This window comes from Pseudoalteromonas sp. BSi20439, assembly GCF_000241165.1.
In the GTDB taxonomy this organism is placed as follows: domain Bacteria; phylum Pseudomonadota; class Gammaproteobacteria; order Enterobacterales; family Alteromonadaceae; genus Pseudoalteromonas.
This window is the reverse complement of the sequence record NZ_BADW01000043.1, coordinates 86,547-99,980: the sequence shown is the minus strand read 5'-3', so window position 1 is coordinate 99,980 and position 13,434 is coordinate 86,547. Positions and strand designations below refer to the sequence as shown.

General features: G+C 40.4%; 11 protein-coding genes, 1 pseudogene and 1 other annotated feature. Of the genes and pseudogenes, 2 read left to right on the top strand and 10 right to left on the bottom strand.

The genetic code is table 11. The features are described 5' to 3' along the window. Positions 1-33 precede the first annotated feature (33 nt). Positions 34-1,224, bottom strand: a complete 1,191-nt coding sequence (locus tag P20439_RS03835) for an amino acid aminotransferase (protein ID WP_008464755.1) — start codon at positions 1,222-1,224, stop codon at positions 34-36. A 78-nt stretch (positions 1,225-1,302) separates the two neighbouring features. Further along, the gene (locus tag P20439_RS03830) at positions 1,303-1,962 is read right to left on the bottom strand and encodes a GAF domain-containing protein (protein WP_008464753.1); all 660 of its coding nucleotides are present in this window, start codon (positions 1,960-1,962) and stop codon (positions 1,303-1,305) included. A gap of 247 nt (positions 1,963-2,209) precedes the next feature. Between P20439_RS03830 and P20439_RS03825 the strand changes: the two genes are divergently transcribed. Continuing rightward, positions 2,210-2,539, top strand: coding sequence for a translation initiation factor (locus P20439_RS03825; protein ID WP_008464752.1), 330 nt, complete (start codon positions 2,210-2,212; stop codon positions 2,537-2,539). A 15-nt stretch (positions 2,540-2,554) separates the two neighbouring features. Here P20439_RS03825 and P20439_RS03820 read toward each other — a convergent pair whose 3' ends face one another. After that, the gene (locus tag P20439_RS03820) at positions 2,555-5,557 is read right to left on the bottom strand and encodes an EAL domain-containing protein (RefSeq protein WP_036932845.1); all 3,003 of its coding nucleotides are present in this window, start codon (positions 5,555-5,557) and stop codon (positions 2,555-2,557) included. Positions 5,558-5,746: 189 nt separating this feature from the next. Then, positions 5,747-5,869, top strand: a sequence feature (Phe leader region). A 44-nt stretch (positions 5,870-5,913) separates the two neighbouring features. Here P20439_RS03820 and P20439_RS03815 point away from each other — a divergent pair. Continuing rightward, positions 5,914-7,071 carry a chorismate mutase gene (locus P20439_RS03815; RefSeq protein ID WP_008464747.1) on the top strand — a complete coding sequence of 386 codons (1,158 nt, stop codon included), beginning with the start codon at positions 5,914-5,916 and terminating at the stop codon, positions 7,069-7,071. A 42-nt stretch (positions 7,072-7,113) separates the two neighbouring features. Here P20439_RS03815 and tyrA read toward each other — a convergent pair. The 7 genes and pseudogenes from tyrA to ffh all read right to left on the bottom strand — a co-directional run bounded on the left by tyrA (position 7,114) and on the right by ffh (position 13,236). Next, positions 7,114-8,248, bottom strand: a pseudogene (gene tyrA / locus P20439_RS03810) (bifunctional chorismate mutase/prephenate dehydrogenase). Between the two features lie 323 nt (positions 8,249-8,571). Further along, the gene (locus tag P20439_RS03805; protein ID WP_008464743.1) at positions 8,572-9,441 is read right to left on the bottom strand and encodes an MYG1 family protein; all 870 of its coding nucleotides are present in this window, start codon (positions 9,439-9,441) and stop codon (positions 8,572-8,574) included. 191 nt (positions 9,442-9,632) lie between these two features. Next, positions 9,633-9,992: a 50S ribosomal protein L19 gene (gene rplS, locus P20439_RS03800; RefSeq protein ID WP_008114473.1), complete on the bottom strand. Its 360-nt coding sequence runs from the start codon at positions 9,990-9,992 to the stop codon at positions 9,633-9,635. 33 nt (positions 9,993-10,025) lie between these two features. Further along, the gene (gene trmD, locus P20439_RS03795; RefSeq protein WP_008464741.1) at positions 10,026-10,793 is read right to left on the bottom strand and encodes a tRNA (guanosine(37)-N1)-methyltransferase TrmD; all 768 of its coding nucleotides are present in this window, start codon (positions 10,791-10,793) and stop codon (positions 10,026-10,028) included. Continuing rightward, positions 10,793-11,329, bottom strand: coding sequence for a ribosome maturation factor RimM (gene rimM / locus P20439_RS03790; RefSeq protein ID WP_008114470.1), 537 nt, complete (start codon positions 11,327-11,329; stop codon positions 10,793-10,795). The genes trmD and rimM overlap by 1 nt, the downstream gene beginning before the upstream one ends. A gap of 17 nt (positions 11,330-11,346) precedes the next feature. Next, positions 11,347-11,595, bottom strand: a complete 249-nt coding sequence (rpsP, locus tag P20439_RS03785; protein WP_008114468.1) for a 30S ribosomal protein S16 — start codon at positions 11,593-11,595, stop codon at positions 11,347-11,349. 261 nt (positions 11,596-11,856) lie between these two features. Further along, on the bottom strand, positions 11,857-13,236 hold the full coding sequence (ffh, locus tag P20439_RS03780; RefSeq protein ID WP_008464738.1) for a signal recognition particle protein: 1,380 nt from the start codon (positions 13,234-13,236) through the stop codon (positions 11,857-11,859). Between the last annotated feature and the right edge of the window lie 198 nt (positions 13,237-13,434).

Below are 13,434 nucleotides of genomic sequence, written 5' to 3'. Positions count from 1 at the left end.
TTTTATTGTTAATAAGCTAAAATTTATTATTGGTTACTTACATACATCAGCAACAGCGTTAGCAAAGTAATCGATGTTTGCTTGACTAATACCCGCTACATTTACACGGCTAGAGCCCACAATATAAATACCATAGTCTTTTTGTAGACGCTCGATTTGCTCTTTATTAATACCTAAGAAAGAGAACATACCGTGTTGGCGGTCTATAAATGAGAAGTCTTGAGCAATATCTTTGGCTGCAAGGCTGTCTTTAATTAAACTACGTAAACCATTAATACGGTTACGCATTTCATCAAGTTCACTGTGCCATAACTGCGTTAATTCTGTGCTGCTTAAAATGGTGTTTACAATGTCTGCACCGTGCGCTGGCGGCATAGAATAAATGCTACGTACCACACTTAATAACACCGAGTTTGAAATATCAGCGGTTGCACTGTCTTTTGCAATAATTGAACACGCACCAATACGCTCACGGTATAAGCCAAAGTTTTTAGAACATGATGAACAAATGATCAACTCTTCAACCGCATTAGCTAAAATACGTAAACCATTGGCATCTTCTTCTAAAGAAGAACCAAAACCTTGGTATGCAATATCAATTAATGGCGTAAAGCCCACATCTTTTGCAAGCTCAGCAATGGTATTCCATTGTGTTTCGTTTAAATCCATACCACTTGGGTTGTGACAACATGCATGTAATAACACAACATCGCCCTTAGGCACCTGTGTTAGTGTTTCAACCATTTCATCAAACAATAAATCTTTGTTTTCGTAGTCGTAGTATGGGTATTCTTTAACAGTTAAGCCTGCGGCTTCAAATAAGCTAATGTGGTTAGCCCACGTTGGGTTAGTAACCCATACAGTAGCGCCTGGGTTACAACGTACAATAAATTCTGCTGCAACACGAAGTGCGCCTGTACCACCAGGTGCTTGTGCTGTGCGTACGCGATTAGCTAATAATGCTGGGTGCTCACCAAGAAGAAGATTTTCCATTTGTTGACAGTAATCTAAATTACCAGCAAGACCAATGTAAGATTTGCTCATTTCATTTTCTAAACGAAACGCTTCTGCTTTTTTTACTGACTTTAATACCGGGGTATTCCCCTGCTCGTCTTTATATACACCAACCCCTAAGTCAATCTTATTTGGGTTAGTATCTTGCTTATAGGCCGCCATAAGGCCAAGAATAGGGTCTGTAGGTAATGGTTTTAATACTGAGAACATTGACTATCTCTTCGTTATTTAGGGGTTAGCTGTTGCGCTAAGCTTAACATAAAAACTCACTCGATTGACCAGTGTTATTTACACTAAAAAGTGAGGAATTTTAATACAGCATGCAATTAATAACGCGAGTGTCGCATTATCAAAAAAATCCGTGCTAAAGGCTTCGCCATCGACAATGCCAATGCACTGCTTTTGCGCATTAAATAGTGGTAAACAGGCCTCTGCTTTTACTTTCGGATCGCAGGTGTAATACTCACCACCCGCGGCTAAATATTGCTCAACATTATTAATGACACGTCCTTTACCACTGAGTGCCACTTGCACATTATTACTGCCGGTTGCAAATTCAGCAGTGAGCGGAAATAAAGGGCGACTCGGTGCACCAAAATAAGCGAGCTTTAATAACTGCTCGCCTTCAGGGGTGGCCGTATTTTGATAGATGCCATACCAATCTAACTGGGTGTTTCCGATTACATAGTCAACAATCAACTGAAGTTGTGCTAACTTTGCCGTTGTTTGCGTATTTTGGCTAACGTAATCGTTTAAATTAAACGGCTCATCTTGCAAGTAGCCGAATAAACTACATGCGCCACCTTCACCGAGTTCTGGAATTTGATACTGCCAACGCACGGCCGGTGCAGCATTGCTATTTAAGTACTGCTCAAGCTTTTCTAGCTCAGCATTAATTAACTGTTGCTCTACATTAAGCTGAGCTTGCTCTAAATAAGAATTTATCATTTGGCCATCCATACATCTATAATGCCGAAATGGTAGCATGGATTTTTTTATAGCGCTAGCCAATTTAAAGCGCTTTTTAAAATCCTTAAGCACTTTTATTCATAAGCATTATTGCGGTACTTAAACAGAAGATGTTTATCTTTGCGGGATTAAAAGGTGTTCAGCTTAGGCGCAAAAATTACGCCTTTGCGTCACAAATTTGTTATTATTTAGCCCAATATTAGATTCAATCTTAGATAGGTTAATTATGAGTGATAATCACTTAGTGTATTCAACAGCAACAGGGCGAATTGACCAGCCAAAGCCAGAAAAAGAACTGGATGTAAAACTATTTAAAGACGGGTCTATTCGCATAGAGCGTCAAACCAAAGGTCGAAAAGGTAAAGGCGTAATGCTAGTTGTAGGATTAGATCCCCAACAGCACGATTTAAAAAAGTTAGCAAAAACAATAAAAAGTAAGATGGGCCAAGGTGGCGCAGTAAAAGAAGGAGTTATTGAAGTACAAGGTGATGATCGCGATAAGTTAAAGGCGATTTTAGAAGGATTAAAGTTTAAGGTAAAAATTGCGGGTGGTTAACCCGCAATTTTTGTTCTATTCAGGGACTTTTAACGCAGCTAATTGATCAAACAACACAGGGATATCGGCTTCGGCTACGGGCTTACTAAAGTAATAGCCTTGCACAATAAAACAATTATTGTTTTGTAAAAATTCAACTTGCTCTATTGTTTCAACCCCTTCAGCAACCACATCAAGCTTGAGCTTTTGTGCCATCGCAATAATCGCAGCGGTGATCTCCATATCATTATCATCTTCAGGGATATCTTTAACAAACGAGCGGTCAATTTTAAGAATATCAACAGGAAAACGTTTAAGGTAACTCAACGAAGAATAGCCTGTACCAAAATCGTCAATTGAAATTGAAATACCCAGCTTTTTCAATTGATGTAACTGATCAATAGCCGCCTCAACATTACCCATTAGCATGCTCTCAGTCAGTTCAACGTGCAGGCTTTTAGCATTAATTTGCGTCTCTATGATTATTTTTTTCAGCATAGGTACTAAGCTTGCGTCTTTAAACTGCCTTGCTGACAGGTTTATCGACATGTTGCTCGCTCTACCTTGTTGCTCTAGTCGTTTAGTGAACTCACAGGCTTGTTGTAATACCCACTTACCAAGTTCCACAATTAAACCCGTTGCCTCAGCAATAGGAATAAATTTGGTAGGTGGAATGAATCCCTGCGTAGGATGGAACCAGCGAAGCAATGCTTCATATCCCACTACACTATTATCGCGACAATCAACTTGTGGCTGATAATGTAGTGTGAGTTGTTTTTCTTTAATTGCATGGCGCAACTCATTTTCAAGGAATAATCGCTCATTGGCGGCTGCATTTAGATCTTGGCTATAAAAGTGGAACGTATTGCGCCCTTTCGCTTTTGCTTCATACATGGCTAAATCGGCATGTTTTAATAACTGATCTTCTTCTAAGCTATCAAATGGCGCCAAAGTAATACCAATACTGGCACTAACAATGACTTCGTTACTACCTAATTTTATTGGCTGATTTAACGTTTTTTGAATGGTGTCAGCGACTTCCGATGCTTCTTTTTGATGCTCAATACCACTGAGTAATACCGCAAACTCATCACCGCCTAAACGGGCTATAGTATCTTCTGCTCGTAAGCGCTGCTTTAAGCGTGTTGCCACTTCAACCAATAGTTGATCGCCTGCATCATGACCTAAAGTATCGTTAATACGCTTAAATTCATCCAGATCAAAATAAAATAAAGCAAACGAGTAACGCCCTCTTTCAGCAAGCGCCATCGACTTTCTAAGCTGCATTCTAAAGAATGTACGATTAGCAAGCCCGGTTAATGTGTCGAAGTAAGCGAGCTGTTCCATTTTGCGTTGGCTTTCTTTTACAAATGAAATATCTTGCGCTGAAGCAACGTAACTGGTGATTTTTCCACCATCTTCACGAATAGGTGACACACTCAGCGATACCCATATGGGTGGCTTGTTTTGCGCTTCAATAAGGGTATCTCCTCGCCAGTAATTACGGTTGCGCAAATCAATGTCAATATCCTCTACCAGCATGGTCATTTCATTAGCAATAATAGTCAGAAGTGGCTGGCGCAGGAAATCACTTTCTGCAAAGTCGGTCATTTCCAGCATTTTTGGATTAACATATTCAATCACAAAGTTTTCATCAGTGATCACCACCCCCGTGCCCGAGAAGGCAACCGCTTTAGACAAGCGATTTGCAGCCTTTTCTGCAATTTCTTTTTCTATTATGCGCTGGTTTAAGCCATCGATGAGTTTGCGGATTTCAATGGTCATATCTTTGAATGAACCATTAAGCGTGCCAATTTCATCTTTATTTTCTTTTGGAAAATCAATTTCTAACTGACCTTTACCAAAGTTAGTAACCGCATAAACCAGTGAATGTAGGCGTCTTAAAACTAGTTGATAAAGTGCTTGGTGTAATAACAAAGCAACTAAAATGGCATAAAGAATAAACAAGCCAAAAAACTTCAGTTTTAAGTCTTTCAGTGCCGATAGTGTAGAAGAGCGCTTTTTATATACGCCCACGTACCAATTTACACCTTCAACTTTATGGATATTTATAATGTAGTCTTCATCATTTAATGAAAACGAGTCGGCATATTCCGGCAATTGTATTTGCCCTGCGTTATCAATAACTCGCTTTAGCTCAGGAGAAATAAAATCGCCAGGTAGCAGCTTTTTACCCGCCTCTCCGTATTGGGTATAACTATCGGCTCCTAAATTAGGGTGCGCTAATAGCTGCCCTTGCTTATCAAACACCACTAAGTGTTTTTCTTTTCCGCCAACGGGCAATTGCGATATGAGAGAGTCGAGAGAAATATCACTACCCGTGACTCCTAAAAACTCATCATTTTTATAAATAGGTACAATTAAACTAACGACCCACTTATTCCAAACGCCATCGTAATACACTCGTGACCACAGCGGCTCGCGTTGTGGGTTTGTTAACGATTTTGCGTAATTAAAACTTTTGCTTTGATTAAAGGTGTAATCTCCGGGAACATTAAGTGCCCAATTTGGTGGCGCAACACGGATAAAATTATCTTTGGTGATCAGGTAAAAATTATAAAAATCTTGAATTAACGTGGGAGAAATCACTTTCCAAAGCGATTCAGAATCTGCAATTAACTGTTTATAAAAAGGAGAATAAGCATTTTCGGGAATGAACGCAGCAGATAAGCCATCGGCAGATGCGCTGCGCACTGAACCATCATTAGTGACTTGCATAGTCGGGGCATTGTTATTCTTAAATGATAATTGCCCCTCAAATAACTGCTCGCTAACAACAATATTAGCTTGCTCAGCTATTTTAACTTTGGTCGCTATCAAATTATTAAACTGGTTTATTAATAATTCATTTGATTGCTTTAATACCTCATGCTCTTCAAATACAAGCTGTTTCTCTTCTGATTTGAGCATTAATGCAGCCGCACAAATACCTGCAACTAAACAAATGCCAGAGATCAACAGTGATAACTTGACACTGAGTGAGTTTATTCCAAATCGAGATGGAGGGCGTCGATACACAAAAGGCCAACCTTATTTATAATTATTATTTTTGTGAGTAGTAGAAATATACCAGATCTCAAATCAGAATTATAAATTATTTGTAAAGTTTTTAAAAAACAATATGTTTTGTATATATATCAGGTAAAAAACCTATTTAATATAAGTGCTTGTTGACATTAGAGGTTACTCTTCATACATTAATGGCATGAATATAAAATACTCACTTACTTTCTTATCTTTTTTTAGCTTCTTTATATAGAAGAGGCTTCCCTGTTTGTGAGATAAAATCAATCGAATAGTAAAGCCTCCCAACTGGGAGGCTTTTTTGTTTACGCTGTTAAATACAGTGACATTTTTGGAATGAGGAAAACCAAATGAGCAATGATGTTTTAGACACGCTTAGGCACGATATAAATGAAATCGATTCTGACCTACTTGTGTTATTAGCGAAGCGACGCCGTATTAGCCATGGTGTTGTTGAATATAAGATAGCGAATAATAAACCAATTCGTGATGAAGCACGTGAATTAGCATTACTCGAAAAATTAATCGGTTATGGTAAATCTCTTGGTTTAGATGCCTACTATGTAAATAATGTTTTTCAAACCATATTAGAAGACTCAGTATTACATCAACAAGCTATGCTGCAAAAAAGCCTCAACCCTGATGCGCTAAGTGAAACCCATCGGGTAACCTATTTAGGCGGACAAGGATCTTACAGTCAACTTGCGTGTCATAAGTATTTTAGTCGCCGACCTGGCAAATTAATTGAAATTGGCTGTAGTTCTTTTGATGAGATCACCGGTAAAGTAGAAAATGGCCAAGCCGACTTTGGCTTGTTACCGATTGAAAATACCAGCTCAGGCAGTATTAATGAAGTATTTGATTTACTCCAGCACGCGCAAGTCTCTATTGTCGGCGAAGTCACTCACAGCGTAGAGCATTGCTTATTAGCAACCCCAGGCACCGAGCTAAGCCAATTAACCAAGGTATTTGCACACCCACAACCCTTTGCCCAATGTAGCCGCTTTTTACAAGGGCTTGGTGAACTTCAGCATGAAACCTGTGACTCGACCTCAAGCGCACTCAAGTCTGCTATGGAAACGCCAAATAGTGCCGCTATTGGCTCAGCGCAAGCAGGGAAAAATGTAGGCCTTGAAGTGATTAAGGCCAATCTTGCCAACCAAAAAGAAAATCACAGCCGCTTCATTGTCGTTGCCCGCAAACCACTGCAAGTATCGACACAAATTCCGACTAAAACCAGCTTAATTATGTCAACCAAGCAACAAGCTGGTTCACTTGCCGATGCGTTAATGATTTTTAAACAGCATAATATTAATTTAGTGAAACTAGAATCTCGACCTACGCCTGGTAACCCATGGGAAGAAGTGTTTTATGTGGACTTGGAGGCTAACTTAATCGATAACCAAGTTAAGCATGCATTAGAAGAGCTTAAACAGCACACTCAATACGTGCGCGTTCTCGGTTGCTACCAAAGCGAGTCTTTGCAAGCTGTTAGCGTAGAAAGCTAACCAAAAAAAGGGCCTATCGGCCCTTTTTTGTTTTCAGTAATTTTAATCGAGTACTTTCGCGTCATTCGCTTTATTTAATAAACTGCGGCTTTGGGTTAAAAAAGTGCGCCGTTGAATCTGAAAAATAAGACTTTGCATCAGCAAAAGCATCAATTAATGCGGGCTTATCCCCTGCTTTTAGCTTTTTAAGCGTCTCTGAAAACAGCGACTGATACTGCGCTAATAAACTTTCTACATTATCAAATTGCGCTAACATAATATCAGTGTATAACTCTGGCGATTGCGCAAATAAACGCCCAACCATCATCAACTCTAATTGATAAATAGGTGATGAACAACTTCTTAACTCGGCGAGTGTGTGCCCCTGTTTTGCTAAAAACTGACCGTACACAAAGGTAGTTAAGTGGCGCATAACCTGGATAATTTGCATTGCTTCGTCATGCTTTTTGGCATCAAGTTCAACCAACTGACAACCCCATATTTGTAGCTGCTTTAGTAACCCTTGCGCCACTTCATGACTGCGCCCTTCGCACACCACCACGGTTTGTTTCACCCAATGAGAAATATCAGGCCCAAACATTGGGTGTAAACCAACAACTGGCCCACTATGTACTTTTTTAAGCACCGTTAATGGGGCTTGTTTAACTGATGTAATATCAACCAGCAAACAATCATCATCCAGTTTCGGTAGTGCATTAACAACGGTTTCAAGGGCATTTATTGGTACACTGATCATCACCAGTTTTGCGCCTTTTAAAATCTCTGCTGCCTGTGATTGCTGGGCTTTATCTAAAATTTTGACTTCGTAACCCGAACGCTGAAATTGTTTTGCAAATAACTGCCCCATTGCTCCCTCACCACCAACAATAACAATTGGCGATAATTGTGGATCGGCACAGGCTAATTTGGCTTGTTGATTTTGATAAGCTTCACGCATCATGCGTCTGAGAATGTCTTCAACTAAATCAGGGTTTACACCTTGATTAATAGCCTCTTGGCGTCGTGCGGCTAATAAATCAGCTTCTCTATCGGGTGCATGTAATGGCGCGCCCGTTTGTTGTTTTATTGCGCCAATTTGCTGAGTAATGCCATTGCGTTTTGCCAGTAAGGCAACCAGTTGCGCATCGCATTCATCTATACCTGTTCTTAGCTGCGCTAAATCACTTATCTCTGCCACGTTCTCATTCCATCCAAAAAAGCAAAATCGTAAATTAACAATTACAAAAAAGTAAACTAATCAATACGATAAATACTAGCAGGATACGTTAGGGGTTAAAAGGCAAATTCTTGAAAAGATCGCTATCTGTCTATCAACTACGACCAAGATGGGGTAAGGCTGTCTGTAAGCTGAACTCTGAATAGTAAATCTATCTCAAGCTGCTATTTTCAACGCTAACTGCATTGCATTTACTTGCAATAGTCTAGGTTCAGGTAAAGTAGGGAATATTAAAAGTGGCTAAAAGCCACTTTTAATATATAACCGGCACGCGGTTAAAGGGACTAGTATTCTAATGCCATAGCCGCAAGCGACATAACGCTCTCAAATGATTCTGCACCGGCGATAAATAAGCCATTGTGACAAAACATAGCGTCATCTATACCAGTTACCGCTTGAAATTCATCATCCGATAACCCTGCCCATGGTGCAGGTAATGACTTTCTGTCTTCAAAAGAGCCTAACTCTGCAGGTACCGTTTGCACTATCCACTTGCCAGAATGAGATGGGTAAACAACAAATAATGCCTCTTCAGATAAACTATGTACGGTTTTTTTCCACGGCGTATAACGCTCCAACACGATTAATCGAGGATCGTCAGCTTGTTTAATTGCTTGAGCAACAATCTTTTTAGCATTTAAACCACCACGCGCTGAGGCCACAAAACGAATCAGCAAAGTGTGTGCAAATTCAACCGCTTGATCAAAAGCAGCATCAAAATCACTTTCCTCTTCCCATGTTGGGTTAAACATAGAAATTGTTTGGCTTAAGCTAATGCCTGTAGCAACCCCTTCAACATGACCACAATCAATGGCATCAATAGTTGATACAAGCCCTGCATCCACCGCATTCGCCACATCTTGGTTATCATCACATATTGCTAAGCCATATTTTTTCCACACCAAGCCAAATGACGAAAAAGGAATACCATTTTCACGAGCGCCAGCACCGCCACGCTGATGATGATCAAACCGGTTAGTTTCTGGGTCATATTGACCACCAACATCAATAACCACATCGGCGTCATTAATAATCGCATTATCGCGTGTGCGGATCAGGGTAAAAGAAGGGAAAATAATTTTAAGTGCAGCGATACTAAAAACATCATCTGCGTGAAAATTGCCGTTGTGTGTAACTATCGTTTTATCATTCATTTTTGTACATCATTTTTGCAAGAAGTGAGAAGATATTGTGATTTGAAGTGAACCACACTTTAACGCATGCAGGTTAAGGTGTGTATTGGTTTTTGAATGTAGCGATATAAAAACCGCAATAGCATTAAAACCAAAACGGGTTGCAACCCAAAGGTTGCAACCCGTTTTTTTGCGTTGATAAACAGCGCGTATTAGTTAAGTTTTTCTCTAATACGTGCAGATTTACCAGAACGCTCACGTAGATAGTAAAGCTTAGCACGACGAACCGCACCGCGACGCTTAACTGTTACGCTATCAATAAGAGGGCTGTGCGTTTGGAATACACGCTCAACACCTTCACCGTTCGAGATTTTACGAACTGTGAATGCTGAGTGAAGACCACGATTACGCTTAGCGATTACAACACCTTCAAAGGCCTGTAGACGCTCTTTAGCACCTTCTTTTACTTTTACCTGTACAACTACTGTATCACCAGCGCCGAATGCAGGTACGTCTGTTTTAAGCTGCTCTTCTTCAAGCGCTTTAATAATATTTTGGTTTACTTTTGCCATTATGTTTCTCACTTTCCTAGGTGTAACTGTCTTCTAGCCACAAGCTTTTTGGTACTCTTGCTGAAATTTCGCGAGTAATACCGCTTGCTCCTCAGTCAGAGCTAGGTTATGCAACAAGTCAGGACGGCGAAGCCAAGTTCTACCTAATGACTGCATAAGCCGCCATTTTGCTATCTCTTGGTGGTTTCCGCTGAGTAATACAGCAGGCACCTGTTTGTCGTCCAATGTTTCTGGCCGTGTATAGTGAGGACAATCTAGCAAGCCATCCGAAAATGAATCTTGCTCTGCTGACTGGTTGTGTCCTAAAACCCCTGGCACTAATCGAGCTACTGCGTCAATTAATGTCATGGCAGGTAGTTCACCTCCACTCAAAATAAAATCACCAATTGACCATTCTTCGTCAACGTACGACTCTATTATTCTCTCGTCTATACCTTCATAGCGACCGGCAATTAAAATCAGTTTTTCAGAGTTTGCGAGTTCGCTAGCCCCTTGCTGATCTAATTTGCGCCCTTGTGGCGACATATAAATTACTTTTGCACCATCACCTGCAGCCTGTTTGGCTTCAAGAATGGCTTGTTTTAATGGTTCAACCATCATTAACATGCCTGGCCCGCCCCCGTAAGGACGATCATCTACGGTTCTATGCTTATCAGATGCATAGTCACGTGGATTCCAGCAGTTAAAATCGATTAAGCCATTTTTAACAGCACGACCGGTTACACCTTGCGTTGTAATTGCATCAAACATATCCGGGAAAAGGCTGATAACCCCTACCCACAACGAATTTGTTTGACTCATTAAAAGCTTGGATCCCAATCTACAGTAATTTCTTTCGCATCATATTTAACTTCTTGAATAACTGAATCAGTTAAAAAAGGAATTAAACGTTCTGCTTGGCCAAATGCATCTTTACTGTTTGCTTTCACAACCAGTACATCATTTGAGCCTGTCTCCATAAGGTCATCAACAATGCCTAAGTTATAACCTTTATCAGTTACAACCGACATGCCGATGAGATCTCGCCAATAGAATTCACCTTGCGGTAATTCTGGTAGCTGCGCTGAATCAACAGAAATTTCTACATTGGTATAAGCCATTGCTTGGTCTCTGTCATTTACTTGCGCAAACTTAGCGATAAAGCCTTTGTTGTGGCGACGCCAGTCGACCACTTCTAAGGATTGCCATTTACCTTGCTGCCCTATCAACCACGGGCTGAAATCGAAGATCCCTTGGGGATCATCAGTAAATGAATGCACCTTAAGCCAGCCCTTTATACCATATGGGGCGCCGAGCTTTCCTACGACAATTATTGATGAGGTGTTCTCTTGACTCATGGTTACACTTACGCCTATTAAGCCGCTTTACGAGCGTCTTTAACTAATTTAGCTACACGATCTGAAAGACCTGCGCCTTGACCTAACCAGTGTTCAACACGTGGTAAATCTAAACGAAGTTTTTCTTCTTGACCTGAAGCAATTGGGTTAAAGAAACCTACTTTCTCGATGAAGCGACCGTCACGCGAGAAACGGCTATCCGCAACCACAATTTGATAGAAAGGGCGTTTTTTAGCGCCACCACGTTGCAAACGAATAGTTACCATACCGTCCTCTAAATAGATTGACTGTTTTCATTAATAAGATTTACTCCCCAGTATGGGGAGCCGGTGAATTGTACGAGTTTTTAGCAACAATGCAAGTAAGAAGTGATGCAAAAAGCCAGTTTAGTAGATTAAACCGTGATCCAAGATGAAAAAGTATATGAATAAGCTATTCTGTGCATAGTTTATTCAACAATAAAGAGGCATTTTACCTCTTTATTGATTACTTTTTATCTCGTATTGAAGGTATTAAAGGTTAAATTATTAAAATTTTGGACCACCGCCACCCATCATGCCAGGTGGTAACATCCCTTTCATGCCACGCATCATTTTTTGCATGCCACCTTTACCTTTCATCTTCTTCATCATTTTTTGCATTTGCGTAAATTGCTTAAGCAGTTTATTGATCTCTTGTACTTGAGTACCAGAGCCGGCAGCAATACGCTTTTTACGCGAACCTTTGATGATTTCTGGGCGTGCACGCTCTTTTTTGGTCATAGAGCTAATAATCGCTTCCATTTGAATAAAGGTTTTATCACCCATTTGCCCTTTAACCGCATCTGGGATGTTTTGCATGCCAGGCAGTTTATCGAGCATCGACATCATGCCACCCATATTTTTCATTTGCTTTAGTTGATCAGCAAAGTCATCCAGCGTAAAGCCATCACCTTTAAATACTTTTTGTGCTACTTTTGCCGCTTGTTCTTTGTCTACTTTCATCTCGACTTCTTCGATTAATGAAAGTACATCACCCATGCCTAAAATACGTGAAGCAATTCGGTCTGGGTGGAAAGGCTCAAGGGCATCAGTGCGCTCACCCACACCCATAAACTTAATTGGTTTACCAGTAATATGACGAATAGATAAAGCAGCACCACCTCGGGCATCACCATCTGTTTTAGTCAGTATCACACCGGTCAGCGGTAAAGCTTCGTCAAATGCTTTTGCTGTATTTGCCGCATCTTGACCTGTCATTGCATCAACAACGAATAGCGTTTCGATTGGATTAATTGCATGATGCAAGGCTTTAATTTCATCCATCATGTCGCTATCAACATGCAAACGACCCGCAGTATCGACTAATACAACATCAATAAATTTCTTTTTCGCATGAGAAATGGCGGCAGTTGCAATATCAACTGGTTTTTGCGAAATATCACTTGGGAAAAATTCTACATCAACTTCTGTTGCTAAGGTTTCTAATTGCTTAATTGCTGCTGGACGATACACATCGGCACTCACCACTAGCACAGACTTCTTCTTGCGCTCTTTTAAAAACTTAGCCAGCTTACCCACACTGGTGGTTTTACCCGCACCTTGAAGACCAGCCATCATCACTACCGCCGGTGGCTGTGCGTTAAGGCTTAGCTCTTCGTTGGCTTCACCCATGGCTTTTTCAAGTTCTTCACGAACAATTTTTATAAATACTTGGCCAGGGCTCAAGCTTTTGGTGACTTCAACACCAACCGCACGCTCTTTAACTTGCTTTACAAACTCGCGAACAACAGGCAACGCCACATCGGCTTCTAAAAATGCCATTCGCACTTCACGAAGTGTATCTTTAATGTTGTCTTCAGTTAAGCGACCACGGCCACTAATATTTTTTAGGGTTTTACCTAATCGTTCTTGGAGGTTCTCAAACATGTAACGGTTCCGAAAAGACGTTTATATCAACTCTATTAATAAGGTCGATGTTATTAAAATTCAATTGAAAATAGTATACCGTAAATGGTGGCATACAATACAGTGCTGAAGTGCTGCTTATTGAGTTTCTTTTTACAGGGTCTATGCATTTGCGTTGCTATAAAATACAATGACCAGATAACGAACACGAATTATTTG

What these genes read in the sequence shown, in the direction of transcription:
- P20439_RS03830 (WP_008464753.1), bottom strand. Translation starts at nt 1,962, where the DNA reads ATGATAAATTCTTATTTAGAGCAAGCTCAGCTTAATGTAGAGCAACAG.
- P20439_RS03805 (WP_008464743.1), bottom strand. Translation starts at nt 9,441, where the DNA reads ATGAATGATAAAACGATAGTTACACACAACGGCAATTTTCACGCAGAT.
- P20439_RS03835 (WP_008464755.1), bottom strand. Translation starts at nt 1,224, where the DNA reads ATGTTCTCAGTATTAAAACCATTACCTACAGACCCTATTCTTGGCCTT.
- rpsP (WP_008114468.1), bottom strand. Translation starts at nt 11,595, where the DNA reads ATGGTAACTATTCGTTTGCAACGTGGTGGCGCTAAAAAACGCCCTTTC.
- rplS (WP_008114473.1), bottom strand. Translation starts at nt 9,992, where the DNA reads ATGGCAAAAGTAAACCAAAATATTATTAAAGCGCTTGAAGAAGAGCAG.
- P20439_RS03825 (WP_008464752.1), top strand. Translation starts at nt 2,210, where the DNA reads ATGAGTGATAATCACTTAGTGTATTCAACAGCAACAGGGCGAATTGAC.
- rimM (WP_008114470.1), bottom strand. Translation starts at nt 11,329, where the DNA reads ATGAGTCAAGAGAACACCTCATCAATAATTGTCGTAGGAAAGCTCGGC.
- P20439_RS03815 (WP_008464747.1), top strand. Translation starts at nt 5,914, where the DNA reads ATGAGCAATGATGTTTTAGACACGCTTAGGCACGATATAAATGAAATC.
- trmD (WP_008464741.1), bottom strand. Translation starts at nt 10,793, where the DNA reads ATGAGTCAAACAAATTCGTTGTGGGTAGGGGTTATCAGCCTTTTCCCG.
- ffh (WP_008464738.1), bottom strand. Translation starts at nt 13,236, where the DNA reads ATGTTTGAGAACCTCCAAGAACGATTAGGTAAAACCCTAAAAAATATT.